At 63.4% G+C, this 23,321-nt stretch carries 22 protein-coding genes and 1 tRNA gene; 15 read left to right on the top strand and 8 right to left on the bottom strand.

The window, feature by feature from the left end; genetic code table 11:
• Positions 1-1,111 precede the first annotated feature (1,111 nt).
• On the top strand, positions 1,112-2,788 hold the full coding sequence (locus UNPA324_RS06575; RefSeq protein WP_181769317.1) for a reverse transcriptase domain-containing protein: 1,677 nt from the start codon (positions 1,112-1,114) through the stop codon (positions 2,786-2,788).
• A gap of 283 nt (positions 2,789-3,071) precedes the next feature.
• Here UNPA324_RS06575 and UNPA324_RS06585 read toward each other — a convergent pair whose 3' ends face one another.
• Positions 3,072-4,133: a polysaccharide deacetylase family protein gene (locus UNPA324_RS06585; RefSeq protein ID WP_141934112.1), complete on the bottom strand. Its 1,062-nt coding sequence runs from the start codon at positions 4,131-4,133 to the stop codon at positions 3,072-3,074.
• 253 nt (positions 4,134-4,386) lie between these two features.
• Between UNPA324_RS06585 and UNPA324_RS06590 the strand changes: the two genes are divergently transcribed.
• Both UNPA324_RS06590 and UNPA324_RS06595 read left to right on the top strand, forming a co-directional pair.
• On the top strand, positions 4,387-4,680 hold the full coding sequence (locus UNPA324_RS06590; RefSeq protein ID WP_128921029.1) for a hypothetical protein: 294 nt from the start codon (positions 4,387-4,389) through the stop codon (positions 4,678-4,680).
• 170 nt (positions 4,681-4,850) lie between these two features.
• On the top strand, positions 4,851-5,066 hold the full coding sequence (locus UNPA324_RS06595; protein WP_128921028.1) for a hypothetical protein: 216 nt from the start codon (positions 4,851-4,853) through the stop codon (positions 5,064-5,066).
• Between the two features lie 92 nt (positions 5,067-5,158).
• Here UNPA324_RS06595 and UNPA324_RS06600 read toward each other — a convergent pair whose 3' ends face one another.
• The gene (locus UNPA324_RS06600) at positions 5,159-6,847 is read right to left on the bottom strand and encodes an MFS transporter (protein ID WP_128921027.1); all 1,689 of its coding nucleotides are present in this window, start codon (positions 6,845-6,847) and stop codon (positions 5,159-5,161) included.
• Between the two features lie 149 nt (positions 6,848-6,996).
• Between UNPA324_RS06600 and UNPA324_RS06605 the strand changes: the two genes are divergently transcribed.
• From UNPA324_RS06605 to UNPA324_RS06615, 3 genes are read left to right on the top strand one after another with little or no spacing between them, the layout of a single operon-like run.
• Entirely contained in the window at positions 6,997-8,352 is a 1,356-nt protein-coding gene (locus UNPA324_RS06605; protein ID WP_141934114.1) for a hydrolase, read from the top strand.
• A 33-nt stretch (positions 8,353-8,385) separates the two neighbouring features.
• Positions 8,386-9,756: a cytochrome P450 gene (locus tag UNPA324_RS06610; protein WP_141934116.1), complete on the top strand. Its 1,371-nt coding sequence runs from the start codon at positions 8,386-8,388 to the stop codon at positions 9,754-9,756.
• 50 nt (positions 9,757-9,806) lie between these two features.
• Positions 9,807-11,216 carry an adenylate/guanylate cyclase domain-containing protein gene (locus UNPA324_RS06615; protein WP_128921024.1) on the top strand — a complete coding sequence of 470 codons (1,410 nt, stop codon included), beginning with the start codon at positions 9,807-9,809 and terminating at the stop codon, positions 11,214-11,216.
• A 30-nt stretch (positions 11,217-11,246) separates the two neighbouring features.
• Here the strand turns inward: UNPA324_RS06615 and UNPA324_RS35035 are convergent, their stop codons facing one another.
• Positions 11,247-11,633, bottom strand: a complete 387-nt coding sequence (locus UNPA324_RS35035) for a hypothetical protein (protein ID WP_164936458.1) — start codon at positions 11,631-11,633, stop codon at positions 11,247-11,249.
• On the opposite strand from UNPA324_RS35035, the gene UNPA324_RS06620 reads away from it, so the two are divergent.
• From UNPA324_RS06620 to UNPA324_RS06635, 4 genes are all read left to right on the top strand, one after another.
• Positions 11,523-12,011: a tellurite resistance TerB family protein gene (locus UNPA324_RS06620; RefSeq protein ID WP_141934118.1), complete on the top strand. Its 489-nt coding sequence runs from the start codon at positions 11,523-11,525 to the stop codon at positions 12,009-12,011. The genes UNPA324_RS35035 and UNPA324_RS06620 overlap by 111 nt on opposite strands.
• A gap of 241 nt (positions 12,012-12,252) precedes the next feature.
• Positions 12,253-13,032, top strand: a complete 780-nt coding sequence (locus UNPA324_RS06625) for an SDR family NAD(P)-dependent oxidoreductase (RefSeq protein ID WP_128921022.1) — start codon at positions 12,253-12,255, stop codon at positions 13,030-13,032.
• 125 nt (positions 13,033-13,157) lie between these two features.
• Positions 13,158-13,952, top strand: a complete 795-nt coding sequence (locus UNPA324_RS06630; protein WP_141934120.1) for a glutamine amidotransferase — start codon at positions 13,158-13,160, stop codon at positions 13,950-13,952.
• A 124-nt stretch (positions 13,953-14,076) separates the two neighbouring features.
• Positions 14,077-14,889, top strand: coding sequence for an enoyl-CoA hydratase (locus UNPA324_RS06635; RefSeq protein WP_141934122.1), 813 nt, complete (start codon positions 14,077-14,079; stop codon positions 14,887-14,889).
• 215 nt (positions 14,890-15,104) lie between these two features.
• Here UNPA324_RS06635 and UNPA324_RS06640 read toward each other — a convergent pair.
• Positions 15,105-15,180 (bottom strand) — tRNA-Ala (locus UNPA324_RS06640).
• Positions 15,181-15,382: 202 nt separating this feature from the next.
• Between UNPA324_RS06640 and UNPA324_RS06645 the strand changes: the two genes are divergently transcribed.
• The 3 genes from UNPA324_RS06645 to folD are packed head-to-tail and all read left to right on the top strand — an operon-like array spanning position 15,383 to position 16,928.
• Complete coding sequence (locus UNPA324_RS06645) at positions 15,383-15,673, top strand: YggT family protein (protein ID WP_128921019.1); 291 nt, start codon at positions 15,383-15,385, stop codon at positions 15,671-15,673.
• 15 nt (positions 15,674-15,688) lie between these two features.
• Entirely contained in the window at positions 15,689-16,033 is a 345-nt protein-coding gene (locus UNPA324_RS06650) for a DUF167 domain-containing protein (protein WP_128921018.1), read from the top strand.
• Positions 16,034-16,043: 10 nt separating this feature from the next.
• Positions 16,044-16,928: a bifunctional methylenetetrahydrofolate dehydrogenase/methenyltetrahydrofolate cyclohydrolase FolD gene (gene folD, locus UNPA324_RS06655; RefSeq protein ID WP_141934124.1), complete on the top strand. Its 885-nt coding sequence runs from the start codon at positions 16,044-16,046 to the stop codon at positions 16,926-16,928.
• A 134-nt stretch (positions 16,929-17,062) separates the two neighbouring features.
• Here the strand turns inward: folD and ppa are convergent, their stop codons facing one another.
• The gene (gene ppa / locus UNPA324_RS06660) at positions 17,063-17,599 is read right to left on the bottom strand and encodes an inorganic diphosphatase (protein ID WP_128921016.1); all 537 of its coding nucleotides are present in this window, start codon (positions 17,597-17,599) and stop codon (positions 17,063-17,065) included.
• 178 nt (positions 17,600-17,777) lie between these two features.
• Positions 17,778-18,287 (bottom strand): GNAT family N-acetyltransferase, encoded by a 510-nt coding sequence (locus tag UNPA324_RS06665; RefSeq protein ID WP_128921015.1) that lies wholly within the window; start codon positions 18,285-18,287, stop codon positions 17,778-17,780.
• A 266-nt stretch (positions 18,288-18,553) separates the two neighbouring features.
• On the opposite strand from UNPA324_RS06665, the gene UNPA324_RS06670 reads away from it, so the two are divergent.
• Complete coding sequence (locus UNPA324_RS06670) at positions 18,554-19,465, top strand: dienelactone hydrolase family protein (protein ID WP_141934126.1); 912 nt, start codon at positions 18,554-18,556, stop codon at positions 19,463-19,465.
• On the top strand, positions 19,465-19,872 hold the full coding sequence (locus UNPA324_RS06675) for a thiol-disulfide oxidoreductase DCC family protein (RefSeq protein ID WP_141934127.1): 408 nt from the start codon (positions 19,465-19,467) through the stop codon (positions 19,870-19,872). Before UNPA324_RS06670 ends, UNPA324_RS06675 begins: the two co-directional genes overlap by 1 nt.
• Positions 19,873-20,002: 130 nt before the next feature.
• Here the strand turns inward: UNPA324_RS06675 and UNPA324_RS06680 are convergent, their stop codons facing one another.
• Both UNPA324_RS06680 and typA read right to left on the bottom strand, forming a co-directional pair.
• Positions 20,003-21,250, bottom strand: coding sequence for a flavin monoamine oxidase family protein (locus UNPA324_RS06680; RefSeq protein WP_141934130.1), 1,248 nt, complete (start codon positions 21,248-21,250; stop codon positions 20,003-20,005).
• Positions 21,251-21,453: 203 nt separating this feature from the next.
• Entirely contained in the window at positions 21,454-23,280 is a 1,827-nt protein-coding gene (typA, locus tag UNPA324_RS06685) for a translational GTPase TypA (RefSeq protein ID WP_128921011.1), read from the bottom strand.
• Positions 23,281-23,321: the final 41 nt, after the last annotated feature.

Genomic DNA, 23,321 nt, shown 5'->3' on the forward strand with positions numbered 1-23,321 from the left:
TACGATTACACATCAACTAAGAAGAACGAATCACAGCGCTATGCAGGGCGCTGCGGGAGACTTCAACGAATTAGAAATTGGCTTAGGCGCTAATCAGCTCGGCGCCAACGCCGAACGATTCTCAGCCAGCAATGGTTGGGAGGGGTGGACTGGGCGGGGTGCCTCCCGCCCGAGTCCGGTAGTGACGTCACTGCTGTGAGAGGTCTCTGCTATTCCGACTTAACGGTTTGGCAGAGACCGACAGTGGGCACGTACGTACTCCCATTTGCCGAGCCGGAAGCGGACATAGTCCGTCACGGACACAGGTTGGATGATCGAGCAGCTTATTCTGACCATGGTAGGTCTCCTGATCGGAGCGCGGGATTGCGCCCCGCCGGTAAAGGGCTTGCACCCCGTCCAATCAGAAGATGCCCACGGCCGATGAGGTCGAATCAGCCTCAGGAGTGCGCCCACAGTACCAAATGCGGCTCGGTCGCTAGCTGATTCGTTGCAATTGTCCCGTAGTTCCCCACGATTAATGGGCAACTCACCGGGAGGTGGAGCTTGACGAGCCGCGACGGCAACACCCCGCCCACATCGTTAGGGTTCGGGACTTCGTCGCTGATCAGCGTGAGCTTTATTCGCAGCGTACTTTGCCAGGGGCCGGGCTACTTCCGGGCCGGTGGTGATTGAGTCCTGGCCGGCGATGTTGAGCAATAACTTCGCGCCGCTGTAGCTGATCCCGCGCTGGTTTTAACTTTTGCAAAGCGCACACACGCACCTTTCCGCCGAAACTTAGGCAATCAATACTGGCCCCACATCTCAGCCTTGCGCCCTTAGGATCGCGCATGATCTGCGTAAATTGCACCGTCGTACTGTTCTCCCTTTGAAAGGCGCGCGCCGTCCAAGCCTTGCAATCTGCCTCGTGCTCGTGCTCAACCTTAAGCAGCGGTGTGGGTAACATTCGTTTGTGTGTTGTTTGCGGGATTTTCTTTGCTAGTCTCTTTCGGTTGGCGCGGGAAAGATCAACATGTGTTGTGTTCCTGCGACGCGTGCGGAGAAGGGTAACTTCATCGCCGACCGAATGCTAACTATGCGACGATCCATGTGGACGGATCGGGGAAGAGCGAGATTGCCCGCGCCAACACCCCTTCTCAATTCTATTTTTTTGCCTCGTCAGCTTGCTTCAGTAATTGGTGTCGGCTTTCGTCGTTTTGCATACATCGTTTACGTTATCCAGGGATCGCTTAAGTACCGTAACTTCAAGCTGCCGAAGCGTCGCGGCGGAGAAAGGCTGATTGAGGCACCTCGATGGCCCTTGCTGCGAATTCAAAAGGAACTGCGCCCGCTCGTTGATGAATTGTATCGACCCCGAGGGGTGGTACACGGGTTTCTAAAGGACCGAAGCGTACTGACGAACGCTCGCGTTCATCTCAAAGCGAGGTGGGTGCTAAGTCTTGATCTGCAAGATTTCTTTCACGCTGTCACATTCGGCCGTATCAAGGGGCGGCTAGAGGCTAATCCATTCAACCTAACGCCGCCCATCGCCCACGCGATCGCAAATGCTGCGTGCGTTTCTGGACGGCTCCCACAGGGCGGTGCGCTTTCACCAGTACTTTCGAATATGGTTGCTGATCGCCTAGACGGCGAGCTCAGCAGGCTTTGCCGGAAATTTCGATGTCGCTACACTCGTTACGCTGATGACATAACCATTTCTACCGGCGCGGCTCGGTTTCCCCACGCGCTTGCACACCTTGACGATGGCGAGAAACGTACGCTGATTATCGGCGAAGCTCTGCGAGCTTTGATCGAGAGCAACGATTTCAAATTGAATGAAAGCAAGTCTCGCCTCAGCGGGCGGGGAGACCGTCAGGAAGTTACGGGTCTGATCGTCAACGAAAAGCTCAACGTGCCTAGAACGTTTGTGCGTCAGATCAGAGCCATGATGCACGCGTGGGAAAAGTTTGGTCGCGTCGCTGCCGAAGCAGAGCATCTAACTAAATGGAGGAAGTCCGATGGACGTCTTCGTAAGCACGATCGGGATAATTTCGAACACATTCTGCGAGGGAAGTTAGAGTTTCTAAAATGCGTACAAGGTGAAAATGAGCCAGTTTGTCGAAAGCTGCTCCTTCGATTTAACGCGCTGCCCGATAGAAGTACCACATCTTTTAGATTGCTCCCTGCATCAGCGATCGAACTTTTGAGGGAGAGCACCTATTGCCTCGACATAACAAAGTACGTTGGTCCTTCGAGCGAGGGTTCAGCGCATGTGCGCGAATATTTTACAGGTACGGCCTTCTTCTTGAAGGGCGTTGGTTTGGTGACGTGCGAGCATTGCACCGGTGATGAGATGCAGATTTATCACCCTGACCGCAAACACCTTAAGTATCGGGTGCACCCTCTCAAAGTTGACGCACTCGCGGACGTCGCGATTTTGGAGGTTCTCGATACCATGTTGCCTTCACCGCGTGTTGAGTTGGAAGCTGCGGTATCTGCAGTCGCTATCGGAGACGAGGTACGAGTAGCGGGTTTCCCGGCGAAATTTCCAGAAGGGTCTATCTCGATAGCGCGAACTGAGGTCATTGCGACTTATGACCGTTCACGTCATCCGGTGATTTGGAAAGGAGACGCGACAGTGAGGTATTTGATCGAAAAGGGCGTTCCCGATGGCGTTTCCGGCGGGCCGGTGTTGGACGCGCGCGGGATGGTGATCGGCCTTGGGGTAAAAGGGCCTTCGGAAGATGATCCTCTGGTGCCTTGCGAAGTTGTTCCCATCTCCGCCGTACAGAGGCTTTTGCGTACTTCTTAGCCCCTGGCTACGTTGTCCAGTGTCGCTCTCTGCGCCGGCCGCTACGGCTACTCCGGCTGCTCTGGTGGTGACCGCGCTCACGACCACCCCGGCCGGTCGCGACGGGCGAGCCCGTCACTAGGAAAACGACAAGGGCAGACAAGCCGAAGCACAAGCGCAGCTGGGCCGAGCGCCGCATCATCAGCGATCTGCATCGCTACGGTCTTTATTGGTAAACCGCCCGCTCAACGCAAATGGCCGGGCGCGAGCCCGGCCATGCGAATATTGAAGGGATGATCGCGCGTTACTGCGACACCGTCTGCACCACGCTCGAGATCGGACGCGGATTCGTGCCCGCGGTCGGCACCTTCAGCTCCTTCAGCAGCGCCTCGTCATATTCCGGCAGCGTCTGCAGCGTCGTCTTGGCCTTCATCTGGACGACCTTGTAGCCACCGGCCTTCAGCCGCGCGAGCAGCGCCGGCAGCGCTTCGCCGGTGTGCCTTTGGAAGTCGTGCATCAGGATGATGCCCTTGCCGAGCTTGTCGAGCCTGTTCATGACGGTCTCGATGATCTTCTCCGGCGTTGCACCCTTGCGGAAGTCGAAGGAGTCGATGTCGGTCGAGAACATCGCGACGTTACGGGTGCCGAAATAGCTCACGATCGCCGGATTATGCTGGAGCTGCGGGAAGCGGAAGAACGGCGCCGGGTTGGCACCCAGAGCGAATCTCACCGCGCTGATGCCCTTTTCGACCTCGTCCTTGGCCATCTGCTCAGTCATCTTCTTGCCGTTCAGATTGACGTGGGACCAGGTATGGGTGCCGACCGTATGGCCCTGAGCCAGCACCTGGCGCAGGATTTCCGGATGATAGGTCGCATGCTTGCCGACCGAGAAGAACAGGCCCTTGGTGCATTCGTCCGCGAGCGCCTTCAGCACCGCGGGCGTGTTGACCGGCCAGGGGCCGTCGTCGAAGGTCAGCACGACCTCCTTGTCGGTGAGGAAGTCGAATTGCTTGAAATGGTCGAAGCCGAAGCCGGGGCCGCCGGTGGTGTCGATCTCGACCACGCGGGAGACGCCCAGCGCGTTCGGATTGGCGCAGGCCTGCTTCGGCTGCGCCGGCATAGCCGGGGCGGGCGTGGGAGCCTGTGCCTGCGCAACAGCCGCCGGCTTGGCCGCGATCGCCGCGGTGGTCTCGACGTCATCCCTGGCAGCGAGCTTCGCCGGTGCCGGCAATGGATCGGCGGCACGGGCGGCAATTGTCTTGGGAGCGCCCTGATCGGCGCGTGCGGAATAATAGAACCAACCGCCGGCGGCGATCACGACCGCCGCAACTACACTGGCCAGCATCAGGCCCAACGCATTACGCATCGCTACTCTTTCCAATTACGCAACCAAACCTGCGGAATTTCCCGCGCGACGTGCCATTAATGCGAACCAACAGTTAACGTGACACCAACACGAATGCGGTTGTGGAGGAATTTCAGGGCCGTGCGCCAACGTGACCGAGATCACAGTCGGGGCAGGGCGCGTGACGGTCATCACGGTGGAAACTGTTTTGCTGGAACATCGTAGCTCCCATCAACAACGGGCCCGCTCCGCGCGGTGCCAATGGGAGCTTCAAATGACCAAGTCCTTTTCTGCCACTATCCGCGATACCAGCCTGGCTCTGGGCTTTGCCGCCATCGTCTCGATCGCTTCGACGAGCTCGAGTCTCGCCTTCTCGGCCGAGGCGCAGCAGATGTGCACCGGCGATGCCTTCCGCCTGTGCTCGTCGGAAATCCCCAACATCCCGAAGGTCACGGCGTGCATGATGAAGCATCGCTCGGACTTAAGCGCCGGCTGCCGCGCGGTGATGGACAAGGATCTCGCCAAGGGCGCCTCGCGCAAGGTCGCTGACGCCCAGGACAGTCAGTAAGAGCTCACAACGACATCGTTTGCGTCGGTTAGCTCCCTTCGCGATGTGCCCCGGCCTCGAGCCGGAGCCACGCGGCGATGTTGGTCCCGCTCGGCAATAAACCCGTTGCGGCTTCGGGATCGTCGCACTAGCTTCGCCCGCTCATATCAAGCGGTACGAGGCATTACGCGATGACCAGATTCCTTTTCATCATTCCTTTGCTTCTGTGCGCCTCGGTCGCATCCGCGCAGCAGCAACCCGGCCATGACGCCTGCGCGCGCGATGTCAGCCGTTTCTGCCGCGCCGTGATGAACAATGGCGACAGCGCCGTGCTCGCTTGCCTGAAGCAAAATCGCACGCGGCTGAGCAAAGGCTGCGACAAGGTGCTGACCGAGCACGGGCAGTAGCGATGTCGTCGTCGCCCGGATGAGCGAAGCGATATCCGGAACTCCTGACCCCGCATGTCGCTTCGCTCATGCGGGCTACTGCCCGCAAGAGCCTACGTGCTGCTTCCTGCCGCCGTCGCGACCACTGGCAGCACCTCGGCGCCGGCGCGATCCGGCGTCTCGTCCTTCCAGCGCACCGAGCCGAACGGGCGCTCCAGCATGCGGCGGATACGCACCGGCTCCGGGCCGAGATGGAAATCGATCGCCTGCTGATGCAGCGCGCGTTCCGACTGGGTCGAGCGGTTGCGCTGACGCAAGTAGTCGAACCAGGTCGGGCAGTGATAGCGCTCCGTCCACAATTCAGGATCGGCGATGTCGCGGGCGATCGACCAGCCGTAGGCGCCGTTGCGCTGGCGGGAGAGCTGCACGTCCTGCATCACGTTGTGGAAGGCGCGCGCGTTCTCCTGCGCGACGCGATATTCGATCTCGACCACCAGCGGCCCGCTGCGCCCCGTCAGGGACAGCTTCACCTCGGGATCGGCCAGCACATCGGCATCCTCGTTGCGGGCACCGACGCGCGGCATCGTGAGCCAAATCCCAAGCAATGGCGAGATCAGCATCAGGCCGGCCGCGGTCAGCAGTGCGACCTCGACACCGGCGTAGTCGGTGAGATGGCCCCAGCCCCAGGCGCCGATGGCGATGCCGCCGGAAATCGAGGCCTGGAACGCCGCGAGCGAGCGGCCGGCGACCCAACGCGGCGCCGAGAGCTGCACGCCGATATTGAACAGCGCAATCGCAGCCATCCAGACCGCGCCGGCCAGGACCAGCGCCGCTGCCGTCAGCACCGGCTCCGTGCTGAGGGCGAGCGCAGCCATCGCGAACGCCATCGAGACGGTGCAGGCGCGGATCGCGGCTTCGCCGCTCATGCGCTTGCGCAGTTCGTGGATGTTGAGTGCGCCGATCACGGCGCCCATGCCGAAGGCGCCGAGCATGATGCCGTAGGTCTGCGCGCCGCCATGCAGCAAGTCGCGCGCGACCAGCGGCATCAGCGCCATGATGGCGCCGCCGATCAGGCCCATCACCAACGTGCGCAACAGCACGATCTTGATCGGTGGCGAATTGGTGATGTAGCGGAAGCCCGAGACCATGGCGCGGTTGAGCTTTTCCCGCGGCAGCCGTGAGGGCTCGACCGAGCGACGCCACAACAACAGCACCACCAGCAGCGGTATATAGAGAATCGCGTTGCAGGCGAAGGCAGCCACTGCGCCGAGCGCGGCGACGATGACGCCGCCGACTGCCGGGCCGAAGCTGCGCGCGATGTTGTAGCTGATGCCGTTCAGCGCGACGGCCGAAGGCAGCGCGTCGGGCGGCACCTGTTCGCTGACCGAAGATTGCCACGCCGGGCCGAACAGAGCGTTGCCGCTGCCGACCACGAAGCAGAAGGTCAGCAGCAATTCGGGGGTGATCAGGTTGAAGCCGGCCAGCACGGTGAGCGCGCTCGCGCCGATCAAGGCGATCGACAGCGAGACCAGCGTGACGATGCGACGGTCATACATGTCGGCGATGGCGCCGGCCGGCATCGAGATCAGCATGATCGGCAGCATCAGGGCGGTCTGCACCAGCGCCACCTTATCGGCCGATGCCGCCATTTGCGTCATCGCCCAGGCTGCGCCCACGCCCTGGATCAGCAGGCCGAGATTGGAGAGCAGGCTGGCGAGCCAGATGCGCCGGAACACGGTGTAACGCAGCGGCGCGGTGATGCCGTCGGCGGCCATTTTCTGACGGTTTGGCTGCTCGGTCATATCCCCTTCCATATGGGCTGGCAGAAGTGGTCTTGGAGCTCTCTTTGGGCGATTCCGGCAAATTCAGTGATGCCTGCGAAAGTCATTCGCTGTCCAGTGGTTAGGCCGCTATAAGCGGTGCAAAGAGGGCGGTTGCCGGGGAGGAACAGATGAAGCTGTCGCGACGGATGATTTTGCTGGGGGCCGGCAGCTTGCCCTTCGCAACTGCGAGCTTGCGGACGGCGGCGTTTGCCCAGGCCGCGCCGGAGGTGCCGCCGATCTTGTTCGTGCACGGCAATGGCGACTATGACGCGCTCTGGATGACCACCTTGTGGCGGATGGAATCCAACGGCATTGCGCGCGATCGCATGATGGCGATCAATTTCACGGATCCCAATGCGCGCACCGACGACACGGTCGAGCAGGCGGGCCGCTCCTCGACCGAGGACCAGCGCCGCGAACTCGCTGCTGCCATCGCCGAGTTGAAGCGCCGCACCGGTGCGCCTCGCGTGGCGCTGGTCGGCAGCTCGCGCGGCGGCTATGCCATTCGCAACGTGATCAAGAATGGCGGCGCCGGCGACGTCAGCCACGCCGTGTTGTGCGGCACGCCCAATCACGGCGTGTTCGCGACCGACGACCAGCCCAATAGCGAGTTCAACGGCCGTGGCCCGTTTCTGCGCGGCCTGAACGAAGGCGGGAGCGAGGTGACGCCGGGCGTTGCCTTCCTGACGCTGCGCAGCGACGGCATGGACAAATACGCGCAGGCCGATGGCCGCTTCATCGGCAAGCCCGGCACGCCGACCGGCATCACCGCCGAGGGGCCGGAGCTGAAGGGCGCCACCAACCTCGTGCTCGGTGCGCTCGACCATCGCGAGGTGGCGTTCCATCCACGCGCGTTCCGGGAGATCTACAAGTTCATCGCCGGACGTGAGCCCGCGCGCATCGCGATCGTGCCGGAGGTGGCCGTCAAGCTCAGCGGCCTCGTCACGGGCACGCCCGGCGGGGTGTCGAGCAATCGCCCGGTGGCGGATGCAACCGTCGATATCTTCCGCGTCGATCCCGATACCGGAGAGCGCAAGGGAGGCGTTGTGCATAGCGCAAAAACCACCGCCGACGGCCGCTGGGGGCCGGCGCAGGTCGACCCCTCCTGGTCGCTCGAATTCGTTCTGACGTCGGCGGGCGCGCCGATCACACACATCTATCGCTCGCCGTTCCCGCGCTCGTCCGACGTCGTCCATTTGCGCGCCGCACGGCCGCTCGGGTCGGCCGACAAGGACGCCGGCGCGGTCGTCATCATGTCGCGGCCACGCGGCTATTTCGGTCTGCCGCGGGACGTGGTGTTGCTGGACGGCAAGGAGCCGGCCGACGTCAAACCGGGCGTCCCGACGGATTCGACGGCAACATTGCGGCTTGCGGCCGGCGAGGTTGGACGTAACATCGTGGCTCAATTCGGCGAAGAACGGATTGTGGCGCGGGCCTGGCCCGCTTCCGAGAACAGGATTGCGATTGCCGAGCTGACTTATTAGCTGTTTGCCTGCGTACCTCTGCGGGAGAGAGCCATGAATATCGCCAGCGTACGTCGGCCCATCATCCCTCCGGCTCCCCCGCGTGCGCCCGACGACATGTCGTTCTTCGGCCGGCTTGCCGTGATCCGGCACAACATGATCGCGACCTGGGGACAGCGCGCCTATGAGGAAGACGTCATCAAGGGGCGCTTCTTCCTCCGCAACAGTTTCATCCTGAACCAGCCGGACGCGATCCGGCATGTCCTGCTCACCAATTACGAGAACTATACGCGCACGCCGGCGGGCATCCGCATGCTGCGTCCCGTGCTGGGTGACGGCCTTCTGATCGCCGAAGGTCATTTCTGGACGTTTCAGCGCCGCACCCTTGCGCCGGCCTTCACGCCGCGCGCCACCGCCAATCTCGTTCCGCACATGACGGCGGTGCTCGACGAGACCATCGCCAAGCTGGATGCGCGCTCGGGGGAAGAGGTCGACCTGCGCGAGATCATGCAGCGCATGACGCTGGAGATCGCCGGGCGCACGATGTTTTCGTTCGGCATGGACCGGCATGGTGCGACCTTGCGCAACTTCATCATGGAATATGCCGCCCGGCTGGGACGGCCGTACTTTCTCGACATGCTGCTGCCGGTGTCGTGGCCGAGCCCGATGGATTTTGCCCGCGCCCGTTTCCGCAAGCGCTGGACCGAGTTCGTTGCCATGCTGATCGCCGAGCGGCGCGCGGCCGGCAAGAAGGACGGCGCGCCGCCGCGGGACCTGTTCGATCTCATGGACGCAGCGCGCGATCCTGAAACCGGCAAAGGCTTTTCCGACGAGCAGCTTGTTGACGAGGTCGCGACCATGATCCTTGCGGGTCACGAGACCACGGCGACGGCGCTGTTCTGGGCGCTGTATCTGCTCGCGCTCGATCCGGACACGCAGGAAGAGGTCGCCTCCGAAACGCGCGGTGAACATCTCGACAGCATCGCCGACATCGACCGGCAGAAGTTCACCCGCGCGGTGATCGAGGAGACGATGCGGCTCTATCCGCCGGCGTTCCTGGTCGCGCGTGCCGCGCGCGAGAAGGACAATGCGGCCGGTATCGAGATCGGCAAGGGCGACATCATCATGATCGCGCCCTGGCTGCTGCACCGGCACGAGAAGCTGTGGGATCAGCCGAACGCCTTCATTCCAAAGCGCTTCATGACGAAAGAGGCGCCCGACCGGTTCGCCTATTTGCCGTTCGGCGCGGGTCCGCGCGTCTGCGTCGGCGCGCCGTTCGCGCAAGCCGAATCCGTGCTGGCGCTGGCCCGGTTGATCGGAGCCTTCCGTGTCGAGCTCGCCGATCAGGCAAATTCCGTGGTCCCGCTCGGCGTCGTCACGACCCAGCCGGACCACTCGCCCATGTTCCGCATCACGCGTCGGTGAGGGCCTTTCGTCTGGCCGATGACGTGATCCACCCTAGATAGAGTCTCGTCATGAGCGACATCCAGGCCCAGTTTTCCGTACTGAAGCAGACCGCTGATCCCGTCGTCGTCGAGGCCATCGCGCAGCTGATCGCCAACGGTCACGATCGCGATCTGAATCGCATCAATGCGCTCGATTTTGCCAATCGTACCGGGCTCGATCAGGAGAAGGTCATTTCCGGATTCCTGCATGCCTCCCGGCTCGGCCTGTTCGACATGAGCTGGAACGTGCTGTGTCCCGGTTGCGGAGGAGTGCTGGGTGCGCATGCAACGTTGAAGTCGTTGAAGCACGAAGACTACAATTGCGCGCTCTGTGCAGCCGGATATGAGGCGTCCGTCGACGAAATGGTCGAGGTGGCCTTTACCGTGAGTCCGCGGGTCCGCCGCATCGGTGCTCATGATCCCGACACGCTGCCGATCTGGGAGTATGTGCGGCAGATGTTCTGGAGCTCCGGAGTCGATCTCAACGAGGAATCCTTTTCCCGCCTGATCGACGAAGTGACGCTCGAAGCGCTCGAATTGCCTGCCGGCGAGAAGGCGATCCTCTCGCTCAACCTGCCCAGCCAGTTCATCATCGTCTTCGAGCCAGTGACCCATTCCGCTCATTTCCTGGATGTTCAGGGCGAGCCGACGAGCGAACGTCAGCAGCTCTCGATCATGTTCAACAGGCTGGAGGCCCCGACGGGGACCACCGTGATGCGTCCCGGACCGTTGCGTCTCACGCTCGAGAACCAATCGGACAATCGCGTGCTGCCTTCAGTCTGGATCGCCGCCGACGCGTTGCATGAGATGATCGGCAAGCGCAAGCCGATCCTGACCGCCAAGCGAATGCTGTCCAATCAGACGTTCCGCGACGTCTTCAAGGCCGATAATCTCAATGTCGACCAGCGACTGAAGATCACGTCCTTGACGTTCCTGTTCACCGACCTGAAGGGATCGACGGCGCTGTATGAGCGGGTCGGCGATCTCACTGCCTTCGATCTCGTGCGAGCGCATTTTCGTGCGCTGCTGGAGATCATCGCCGCCGAGAAGGGCGCCGTTGTGAAGACGATCGGCGATGCTGTGATGGCGACCTTCGTCAAACCGGAGCACGCCATCACCGCGGGACTGCGCATGCGTGCAGCCATGGACGAATTGAACAAGCAGCGCGGCGCCAACGACCTCGTTCTCAAGATCGGCATCCATGAGGGTCCTTGCCTCGCGGTGATGCTCAACGAGCGGCAGGATTATTTCGGCCAGACCGTCAACATCGCCTCCCGCGTGCAGAGCCTGTCGACCGCGCAGGAGATTCACATCACCGGCCCGGTGCTGGACGCGCCGGCGGTTGCGGAAATACTCCAGCAGCGCGAGATCAAGCCGATCCAGAAACAGGCGGCGCTGCGTGGCATCGCCGACAAGATGGTGGTGTACGAGATCCCGTGAGGGAAGGTCGTCGGCCGCTCCAAACCCCCGTCATTGCGAGGAGCCCTTGCGACGAAGCAATCCAGACTGCGTCTGCGGAAAGATTCTGGATTGCTTCGCTACGCTCGCAATGACGGCGTGGAGGCGGATGCGCGCCACACTCCCCGTCATGCCCGGGCTTGTCCCGGCCATGACGCCGCCCCCAATATTGCCGAAACGTAATGCGGCGCGCGGAACTGACGCACGTTGCGCCGGTTGAGTTTCCTGCTCATATAATGCTGGCAACAGCCGCGCTCCTCGCGGCTGCATCGATTTCGGTAGGATCTTATGCTCGACGGCCTGCGCCAATTCATCGCCGACATTGTCGCCCCGCAAGATCAGCACCGCACGTTCGGTGACAGCGATTATCGGTTGGCGGCCACCGCGCTGCTGGTCCACGTGGTCTCGTTGGATGGCCAGCCGACGGCGGCCGAGCGGCGCAAGCTGCACGGCCTGATCGAAAGCCATTTTGGGCTCGATCACGGCACTGCGGATCGCCTGATCGCGGACGCCACCGAGGTCGAGGGCGAGGCGGTGGACCTCTATCACTTCACCAGCGTCATCATGCGCTCGCTCGACGAAGAGGGTCGCAAGCGCATCGTTCGGATGATGTGGGAGCTGGTCTATGCCGACGGCCAGGTGAGCGAGTTCGAGGACAACGTGGTCTGGCGCGCCTCCGATCTGCTCGGGATTTCCCAGCGGGACCGGATCGAGCTGAAGCATATTGTGGCGGAGCGCGTCGGTGGTCAGGTGAAGGATGACGCCGTCGGCGGCTGACCCGTCCGGCCCGGTGATTGCCGGACCTGCGAACCACATGACGAAACTTTAATGTAATCCCGGGCCGCCCCCGCTTTGGCGGATTCGCCTGCAAATACCTGTCCTTCCTGTCCCCCTGTCGCCCGCTCAAGCCGCCATTCCGCCAGTGCCGCTTGCCTGTCGCGCACGGCTTATGCTCTCGTTCCGCCATTGCGGGGCCAAAGACTTCAATTCAAGAGACTTGGATCAAGAGACTTGGATCGTGACTGAGCGCGTAACGTTGATCACCGGTGCCTCGGCGGGCATAGGCACGGAGCTGGCGCGTGTATTTGCCGCCAACGGACATCGCCTGGCATTGACGGCGCGGCGCGCGGATCGATTGGAGGCGCTCGCGCGCGAGCTCGCTGCCAAGGGCGGCAAGAAGCCGATCGTGATCGCCTGCGATCTCGAGGACCCCGCCGCCGGCGAGACGATCGCAGCGGCGCTCGCCGCCGAAGGCGTCGAGCTCGATCACCTCGTCAACAATGCCGGCTTCGGCGTATTCGGCGATGCAATCGAGCGCGATCGCGACGAGCAGATCGGCATCGTCGACGTCAACGTGCGGGCCCTGACGGATCTGTCGCTGCGCTTTGCCGATCAGCTGATCAGGAACAAAGGCGGACTTCTCAATGTCGGCTCGGTCGCGGGCTTCCTGCCTGGTCCCGGCATGGCCGTCTATTATGCGTCCAAGGCCTATGTGATTTCCTTCACCGAAGCGCTCCGGGCGGAGCTTGCGCCGCGCGGCGTTCGTGTCACCGTGCTTTGTCCGGGCCCCGTGCCCACCGAATTTCAGGCGCGCGCCGGCGTCGGGTCCCAGCACGATACGGCCCTTCTGAATGTTTCAGCCGCCGATGTCGCGCAGGAGGCCTATCGTGGCCTGATGGCCAACAAACGGGCAGTGCTGCCGGGTCTTGGCATCAAGATTGTGCCGCTTGCGCTGCGCTTTTTCCCGCGCGGCTTCATCCTGGCCGCTACGAGCCGGTTCCAGAGGCGCAGGCAATAGAGAAATCCTGGAGCTCCCGTAGTGGCCCGGAGCTTGCTTCACGTTCGATGTGTGCGCGAACTCACACGATGTTAACCATCGCTTAGCTATGCTGGTGGTCTGAACCGATAGCACTCGCAGAGGCCATGTCGTTCCGGACGGACAGGTTTGGTGGCGCAGAATTGGTGCCCTTCCGAAGGAAGGCGCCGAGCACTGCCGCCTCCGAAAGCCGGTTGCCGGTCTTGATCGTCCTGCATCAGGAATGCTCGACCCCGGGCCGCGTCGGCAACGCGCTCCGCGCGCTTGGCCACGCCTTGGACATTCGCCGTCCCCGCTTCGGCGATCCGCTGCCGGAGACGCTCGATGAGCATGCCGGCGCCGTATTCTTCGGCGGTCCGATGAGCGCCAACGATCCCGACGACTATATCCGGCGCGAGATCGACTGGATCGAAATTCCGCTCCGCGAACAGCGGCCGTTCCTCGGCATCTGCCTTGGCGCCCAGATGCTCGCGATGCAGCTCGGTGCGCGCGTCGCGCCGCATGCCGATGCGCTGACCCAGATCGGCTACTACCCGATCCGTCCGACCGCCGCGGGCCACGCGCTCTGCCCGGCCTGGCCGGCCCAGGTCTATCACTGGCATCGCGAGGGCTTCGAGCTGCCTGTCGGCGCCGAATTGCTTGCGGAAGGTGACGATTTTCCGGTGCAGGCATTCCGTGTCGGCAATGCTTTCGGCGTGCAGTTTCATCCTGACGTGACCTACGCGATGATGCATCGCTGGACCACGCGCGGCTATGACGGTTTCAGCGCGCCCGGTGCGCGGCAGCGGCACCATCATTTCGCAGATCGCGCCGTCTACGATGCCGCAGAGCGCGCCTGGCTCGACCACTTCATCAACGGCTGGCTGGCGCGCCGGCCGCTGCTGGCGCAAGCCGCCGAGTGATCGCGCCGTTGCGCAGGTCCTTGGCGCAGGTTCTTGGCGCAAGTCCTCGCGCCTCCCCCTGATATGCTAGGCTCTCCGCCAACGAGCGCGCACCAATGCGTGCCGGCAGACAAGGGAGAGCGTCATGGCCTACGAGCACATTCTCTACGACGTCAGCGACAAGATCGCGACCATCACGCTCAACCGCCCCGATCGCATGAATGCGTGGACGCCGACCATGGAGCGCGACGTGCGTCAGGCGATGGAAGCGTCAAGCGCCGATGACAATGTCCGCGTCATCGTGCTCACCGGCGCGGGCCGCGCGTTTTGCGCCGGCGCCGACATGGATGCGTTGAAGGGGCTCGATCCCGATGACGTCAGGCGCGCGTCGAACCTGCCGCCCTTCGACATGAACCGCCGTCCGGACTGGCAGACGCGCTACGGCTATTATCCGTCGATCAAGAAGCCGGTCATCGCCATGCTCAATGGCGCCACCGCGGGCATCGGCCTCGTCCACGCGCTCTATTGCGACCTGCGCTTTGCCGCCGACAACACGGTATTCACCACAGCCTTCGCGCGGCGCGGTCTGATCGCCGAGCACGGCATTTCCTGGATGCTGCCGCGCATCGTCGGTCATGCCAATGCGATGGATCTGTTGCTCTCGGCGAGACGTGTGTCGAGCGACGAGGCTCTCCGGATGGGCTTGGTGAACCGGCTCTGCGCGCCGGAGAAGCTGCGTGAAGAAACCTATGCCTACGCGCGCGATCTCGCCGATTTCGTCTCGCCGAGCGCGATGGCCGTGATCAAGCGCCAGCTCTACGAGGTGCCGTTCCAGACTCTGGCCGAGGCGACGATCGAGGCCAACCGCGAGATGATGGTGGCGCTGGCCGGCAGCGATTTCCGCGAGGGGGTGGCGAGCTTCATGGAGAAGCGGCCGCCGAGGTTTACGGGGAGGTAGGGGGAGAATTCGGAGGAAGCCCGCCGTCGCCCTTCGGGCGATGGCGCGGCAGCCTTCGCTCGCTTCGCTACGAGAGACTTCCCAAGGTTTGCCTAGCCGTAGCTCGCGAACTGCATGTTTGTGGATGAAGCCCGTCTTCGCCCTGCGGGCTACGCCGAGGCAGCCTTCGCTACGCGAGGGCTTGCCCAGCCGAAGCAGGCGCAGCCTGCGAAGGCTGGTGGAGCCAGGCGGGATCGAACCGCCGACCTCGTCATTGCGAACGACGCGCTCTCCCAGCTGAGCTATGGCCCCTTTGCTGACCGCTCTGGTAAACGCGGCCGACAACCGGGCGCCATTTAAGTCCCCGCCAAGGTCAAGTCAAGGACGGGTGTTACCCGGTTTTAGCCATTGGGGGCGCCGACTTCCCTTGTTTGGGAGCGGGGGAACCGATATCTAGCGGAAGGCGTCACTTCCCACCGCAGCCAGTCTTCAAAAGCCAGAGTCTTCAAAAGCCATGCGTGCCGTTCTCGACATCGTCATCATCGTGCTCGACCTCTACGTCTGGCTGCTGATCGCCTCCGCGATCTTGTCCTGGCTGATCGCCTTCAACGTCGTGAACACCCGCAACCAGTTCGTGTCGGCGGTGGCGGAGTTCCTGTACCGGATCACCGAGCCGGTGCTGGCGCCGATTCGCAATCTCCTGCCCAGTCTCGGCGGCCTCGACATCTCGCCGATCATCCTGATCCTGCTCATCATGTTCATCGAGCGGGTGATCCTGTACTACGTCTACCCGAACGTGATCTGAGCGGGCTGGAGCGCCTTGGTCGCGAAAGAGGCCTCTAGGGAACCCTGGCGTTATTCGGCCGCAGGACTCAGCATTGCGTTGCGCGTGACGCCGCGTGGCGGCCGCGACGACATCGACGGAATCGAGCAACTGGCCGATGGCCGCAGCGTGCTCAAGGTGCGGGTGCGCGCGATCGCCGATGGCGGCGAGGCCAACAAGGCCGTCTTGGTCCTGTTGGCGAAATCGCTTGGCGTCCCCAAGGCCAGCGTGAGGCTCCTGTCCGGAGCCACCTCGCGGCTGAAGCAGATCGCGGTCGACGGCGATCCCGCACGGCTCGGCGAAGCCCTGCGCCAGCTCGTCTCGGCCAAATCGGGAGACTGAGGGAACTGACATGACCGCCAAAATCATCGATGGAAAAGTCATCGCCGCAGAGCTTCGGGCGCGCGTCACTGAGGAGGTCGCCCGGGTCAAGCGCGAGCACAATCTGCTGCCGGGTCTTGCCGTGGTCCTGGTCGGCAACGACCCGGCCAGCGAGGTCTATGTCCGCTCCAAGCACACCCAGACGCAAGGCGCCGGCATGGCCTCGTTCGAGCACAAGCTGCCCGCCGACGTCTCGCAGGCAGATCTCCTGGCGCTGGTTGCAAAGCTCAACCGCGACCCGGCCGTGCATGGCATCCTGGTGCAGCTGCCGCTGCCGAAGGGGCTGAACACGGAAGCCGTCATCAACGCCATCGATCCCGCCAAGGACGTCGACGGCCTGCATCCGAACAATGCCGGCCGGCTCGCCGGCGGATTCCAGGCGCTGTCGCCCTGCACGCCGCTCGGCTGCATCATCCTGACCAAGAGCGTGCACGCTTCGCTGGAAGGCATGAGCGCGATCGTCATCGGCCGCTCCAATCTGGTCGGCCGCCCGCTGGTGCAATTGCTGCTGAACGAGAACGCCACGGTGACGATCGCGCATTCGCGCTCGCGCGACCTGCCCGGCCTCGTGAGGAAGGCCGATCTCGTCTATGCCGCGGTCGGCAAGCCGGAGATGGTACGCGGCGACTGGCTGAAGCCGGGTGCGACCGTGATCGATGTCGGCATCAACCGTATCCCCAAAGAAGACGGCAAGACGCGCCTCGTCGGCGACGTCGCCTATCAGGAAGCGCTTGGGGTGGCCGGCGCCATCACGCCGGTGCCGGGTGGCGTCGGTCAGATGACGGTGGCGTGCCTGCTGGTGAACACGCTGCGTGCGGCCTGCGCGATCGCGGGGCTGCCGAAGCCGGCGGTGTAGGTGAGCTCTCGTGTCCCGGACGCGGCGCGGCATGAAATGACGCGACGCTGAGCCGGGACCCATGGCGCCATTGTACTGGGCCCCGGCTCAGCAGCGCATCGTTTCACGCTGCGCTGCGTCCGGGGCACGGAAGCCTAGTCCTTCTTCTTCTTCGCGCGGTCCATGCCTTCCAGGATCAGCTTGTGCGCCTCCTCCGGGCCGCCCCAGCGCAGGATCTTCACCCATTTGCCCTTCTCGAGATCCTTGTAGTGCTCGAAGAAGTGCTGGATCTGCTGCAGCGTGATGTCGGGCAGGTCGGAGTACGATTTCACCTTGTCGTAGCGCTGCGTGAGCTTCGACGACGGCACCGCCAGAATCTTCTCGTCGCCGCCGGCTTCGTCCTCCATGAACAGCACGCCGACCGGGCGCACGCTCATGACGGCGCCGGGAATGATGGCGCGGGTGTTGACGATCAGGACGTCGCAGGGGTCGCCGTCATCGGACAAGGTGTGCGGAATGAAGCCGTAGTTACCGGGGTAACGCATCGGCGTGTAGAGGAAGCGGTCGACCACCAGCGTGCCGGCCTCCTTGTCCATCTCGTATTTGATCGGTTCGCCGCCCACGGGGACTTCGATGAGGACGTTGACTTCGTGTGGTACGTTTTTCCCGATCGAGATCGCATCGATACGCATTCAAGGCTCCGTTGTTGCCGAGGTAAAATCGCGCCCGGCAGCCGATTTTGGCGCTGTCATACGCGGGCTTGGCCCGCTGATCCATCGCGTTTTTGTGAAATAATGAATCCGGAAATCACCGGCTCAAAGGCAACGGTATCGACGGATGGGAAACGCTGCCGCTTCAGCTTTCAGCAGCTTAATTGGTCCAGGCGAAGGCAACCTTGTCGAGCGACTTCGGTCCGAACCGCTCCGACGAGCGCGCCACCATACGGCCCCCGAGCGCCCGGTAGAACTCGGTCGCCGGGTCGTTGTCCGAGAGCGCCCACACTACCATGCTCTTCAGCCCGCTCTGCATCAGGTCGCGGCGGGCAGAGGCAAAAAGGCGACGGCCGAAGCCGAGGCCCTGGAATTCCGGGCGCAGATAAAGCTCGTAGATCTCGCCGTCGAAATGCAGGCTGCGGGCGCGGTTGCGACCGTAGTTGGCGTAGCCCGCGATCTTGTCGCCGAACACCAGCACGCTGACGCGGCTGCCCTTGCGGATCGCGCTGTCCCACCATTGCGGGCCGCGGCGGTTGATGAGCTTTTCCAGCTCGGCGCCGGGAATGATGCCCTGATAGGCCGAGCGCCAGGCTTCGTCATGAGTGGACGCCACTGCAGTTGCATCTGCAGTTTTGGCCGGCCGGACCTCGATCAGGGTTGTGCTCATGGATGCAATCAAATCAAGTCGCCGCCTCGGCGGCAAGACCTATCGTTAATTATCGGTTAACGTGTGGACTTTGTGCATCAGTATCTTGACCAGATTGTACCGAAAAAAGACAGGACGCCAACTCAAACAGCACCGGCATGCCGTGCGTCAGTGCAAAACTCTCGTCGCGGCAATGAATGAACCGCAACGGCAGCGCAGAAAGTCCGCCCATAGTGATTCGTTCCTCTAATGTGACGGTCGCTGTTCATGTTGGTCCTCGACCAGTCATGCGATTCCTCAACACCATCGCGCTCCTGTCTCTGCTGGCCTTGCTGACCGCGCCGCCTCTGTACGCACAGGTCAGGTTTGGCCCATCGGGCGGGGAGGGCGAACCGCTTCGCCGACAAGAATGGCTGGTGCCGTCGCCGGATACCGACGTTGCCGCGCATGCCGTGCTGTTTCGCCCCGCCGGCGCAGGTCCGTTCCGGCTTGCAATCGTCGCGCACGCCTCGACACAGAACGTATTGCGTCGTGCGCAAATGCCGCAGCCGGAATACCGTCCACTCGCCGCCTTTCTCGTCTCGCGCGGCTATGCCGTGCTGGTGCCGGAGCGGCTCGGCCATGGTGCGACCGGCGGCCGCTATGTCGAGGACCAGGGCGGATGCGACGAGGCCGACTATGCGCGTTCGGGCCGTGCAACGGCCGAGCAAATCCAGCTCGCGCTGGACCATTTGCGAAAGCAGGATTTCATTCGCAAGGAGGCCGCCATCGTGATCGGCCATTCCGCCGGCGGCTGGGGTGCGCTGGCGCTCGCCAATGCCGATCCGAAGACGATCTCGGCGATCGCAGTGTTTGCACCGGGGCGCGGCGGCCATGCCAATGACGAGCCGAACCGGATTTGCGCGCCACACACGCTGCTTGCCGCTGCAGCGGAGTTCGGCAAAAGCGCGCGCATCGCGGTCACATGGCTCGTTGCGGGTAATGACAGCTACTTCGCACCGGCGTTTTCGAAGAGCCTGGCAGACGCGTTTCGCGGCGGTGGTGGCAGAGTCGACTTCCGCACCTTGCCGGCCGTCGGCAGCGAGGGCCATTGGATGATCGAGAGCGAAGCCGGCGTCAAAGCCGCAAGCAGCGAGCTCGCGCGTGTGCCGAACCTGTCCGGGCCAGCGCCTGCCAAGAAGCCACGGGATGATCGCTAGTGAACAAATGGCCCGACGATGACGTGATCCTGTTCGACGGCGTCTGCATTTTTTGCTCGCGCTGGGTCCGCTTCGTCGCCAAGCGCGATAGCGCAAAGCGGTTTCGGTTCACGCCGATCCAGTCGGATTACGGCGCCCGGCTTGCCCGCGCGTTCGGCATCGACCCCGCTGACCCCGATACTAACGCCGTGGTCCATGGCGGCGAGGTGTTCATGAAGTCCAACGCTGCACTGACTGTGCTGTCGCAGCTTCCTGGCTGGTGGTGGGTACGCGCGTTGTTTGTCGTACCGAAGCCGCTGCGGGATTTCGTCTACGGCCTAGTCGCACGCAACCGCTATCGCATCTTCGGGAAGTACGACGCTTGCTTCGTCCCCGATGATGATTTGCGGGCGCGGGTGATCGAGTAGCCACGTCATTGCGAGGAGCCCGCGACAAAATTGCGAAACAATTTTGCGCTGGTGCGACGAAGCAATCCAGACTGCCTCCGCGGAAGTTTTCTGGATTGCTTCGCTGCCCTCGCAATGACGGAGTGTGCGGCTAGCGCTTCCCCAAAGCCGCCAGCACTTCCCCCGCCGCGCGCTCCCCGCTGTCCCGCGCTCCATGCGCCGTCGTGAAGAAGGTTGGCGACGTCGCCTCGCCGGCAAAGAACAGCCGCCCGTCAACCGGTGCCGCCAGCACAGCGCGGTCGCCGGCGTGGCCGGGCAGCGCGTGCGAATAGGAGCCGCGCGCAAACGGATCGTGCGCCCAGCGCGACTCGTAGAGCGGCTTCAGATTGCGCCTGATATCGTTGCCGAGAAAGCCCGCGATCTCGCTGATAGCTTGCGCGGCGATGGCGCCTTCGCCGGAATCTTCCAGCGTGCGGGCGAAGCTGCCGCCGAAAAAACCTTCGATGCAGGGCTGGCCGAACGGGCGGATGTGGTAGGTGCCAATCTCGGTGCGCATGGTGGCGCCGCGCAAATTGCCGTCCTTCGGGAAGGCTTCGGCGCCGTCGAGCGCCAGAGTCACCTTGTCGTCGACGCCGAGCGGCAGGCCGGCGGCAGCGTCGACCTTGGACGGCAACGGCGGTGAAAAACGGATCGTCCCATCGGCGATCAGATTGGTCGGCACGGTGACGATCGCCTTGTCTGCAGTCAGCGTGCCCTGCGATGTCTCGATGCGGATGCGCTTGTCCGAATGATCGATCAGCGCGACGTTGCAGTTCAGCGCCACCGGGCAGGGCGCGCCATAGGCTGAAACAAGCGCGCCATAGCCGCGGCGGACGCGCCAGTTGAGGTCCGTGTCCTCATAGGCGTCCCAGTCCAGCGTGGACATGTCCTTCAGCTCGCAGCCGTTGATGTAGGTCGAGATCGCGTCGATCATGGGATTCCAGCGATTGCCCATCTCGAGGCTGAGGCTCGCGGGTTCATCCCTGCCCTTTTGCGCGGCCTGCCAGAGGCGCTGATAGAACGCGTCCATCGCGCGCATGAATTCGTCGCGCTCGCTTTGCGGAAACGCGTTGCCATAAACGCGCTCGCGCCAGGGCGACAGGTCCTTGTTGAGCTCGAAACCGAGCTGCTGCGCGATCGCGACGAAGGAGTTCGTGTCCGCCGAATGCAGCCAGCCGCAGCCGACGTCGAAGGTCACCTCGGGCGAGGCCCGCACCGTCCAGGCGCGGCCGCCGAGCCTGTTCCGCGCCTCCAGCACGATCGCCGCGAGGCCGCAGCCCCCGAGGGCATGCGCGGCGCCGAGGCCGGCGGCACCGGCGCCGATGATCGCGACGTCGACGGAAGAGGGAAGGGAGGTCATGGGCGGGCTCTAGCACGTTCGTGGAGAGTGCTGAAGCCGGCCAGATATGCAGCTCTCGTGTCCCGGACGCGCTGCAGCGCTCTTGCGCTGCTGCGCAGAGCCGGGACCCAAGTGGGATGCAAGTGGTGAAAGTATCTGGGCCCCGGCTCAGCAGCGCACCGCTATCGCGCTGCGCCGCGTCCGGGGCACCCAGAGAGGTGGCCTTACGCCACCGCTTCCTTGGCCTTTTCCGCGCGCTTGCGCTCGTTCGGGTCGAGGTGCTTCTTGCGCAGGCGGATCGACTTCGGGGTGACCTCGACCAGCTCGTCGTCCTCGATATAGGCGAGCGCCTTCTCCAGCGTCATGCGGATCGGCGGGGTCAGGCGCACGGCCTCGTCCTTCGAGGTCGTGCGGATGTTGGTGAGCTGCTTGCCCTTGAGCACGTTGATCTCGAGATCGTTGTCGCGGGTGTGCTCGCCGACGATCATGCCTTTGTAGACCTTCCAGCCCGGCTCGATCATCATCGGGCCGCGATCTTCCAGCTTGAACATGGCGTAAGCCACCGCTTCGCCCTGGTCGTTGGAGATCAGCACGCCGTTGCGGCGGCCCTGGATCTCGCCCTTGTACGGGGCGTAGCCGTGGAACAGGCGGTTCATGATCGCGGTGCCGCGGGTATCGGTGAGCAATTCGCCCTGGTAGCCGATCAGGCCACGGGTCGGCGCGTAGAACACCAGGCGCTGACGATTGCCGCCCGAGGGTTTCATCTCGATCAGCTCGGACTTGCGCTCGCTCATCTTCTGCACGACGACGCCGGAATGCTCCTCGTCGACGTCGATCACGACTTCCTCGATCGGCTCCAAGGTGGCACCGGTGGCCTCGTCCTTCTGGAACACGACGCGCGGCCGCGACACCGAGAGCTCGAAGCCCTCGCGGCGCATGGTCTCGATCAGGATCGCGAGCTGCAATTCGCCGCGGCCCGAGACTTCCATCGCGTCCTTGTCCGCGGCTTCGACCACGCGCAGCGCGACATTGCCTTCGGCTTCGCGCAGCAGGCGGTCGCGGATCATGCGGCTCGTCACCTTGTCGCCTTCGGTGCCGGCGAGCGGGGAGTTGTTGACGATGAAGGACATCGACACGGTCGGCGGATCGATCGGCTGCGCCGGCAGCGGCACCTCGACGGTCGGATCGCAGAAGGTGTCGGCGACGGTGCCCTTGGTCAGGCCCGCAATGGCGACGATGTCGCCGGCTTCGGCCTCATCGAGCGGCGTGCGCTCCAGGCCGCGGAAGGCCAGGATCTTGGTGATGCGCCCGGACTCGACCAGCTTGCCCTCGGCGTTCAGCACCTTGACCTGCTGGTTCGGCTTGAGCACGCCCGACGAGATGCGGCCGGTGATAATGCGGCCGAGATAGGGGTTGGCTTCCAGGATGGTGCCGATCATCCGGAACGGACCTTCCTCGACCTTCGGTGGCGCGACGTGGCGCAGGATCAGGTCGAACAGCGGCTCCATGCCCTTGTCCTTCGGACCCTCGGGGCTGTCGGCCATCCAGCCCTGCTTGGCCGACCCGTAGAGGATCGGAAAGTCGAGCTGCTCCTCGCTGGCATCGAGCGCCGCGAACAGGTCGAACACCTCGTTGATGACCTCGGTCGGGCGCGCGTCGGGGCGGTCGACCTTGTTGATGACGACGATCGGCTTGAGGCCGACCTTGAGCGCCTTGGAGACCACGAACTTGGTCTGCGGCAGCGGGCCTTCGGCGGCGTCGACCAGCACCAGGGCGCCGTCCACCATGTTCAGGATGCGCTCGACCTCACCGCCGAAATCGGCGTGGCCGGGCGTGTCCACGATGTTGATGCGGGTGTCCTTCCACTGCACCGAGGCCGCCTTGGCCAGGATGGTGATGCCGCGCTCGCGCTCCAAATCGTTGGAGTCCATGGCGCGATCCGTCACCTTCTGGTTCTCGCGGAACGTGCCGGACTGCTGGAGGAGTTTGTCGACCAGGGTCGTCTTGCCGTGGTCGACGTGGGCGATGATGGCGACGTTACGAAGATTCATGGATGAGCTTCTTTGCGGTCGAACAATGGGTTAAGCGCGAT

Source organism: Bradyrhizobium sp. UNPA324 (assembly GCF_006658635.1).
Taxonomy (GTDB): Bacteria; Pseudomonadota; Alphaproteobacteria; order Rhizobiales; family Xanthobacteraceae; genus Bradyrhizobium; species Bradyrhizobium nanningense.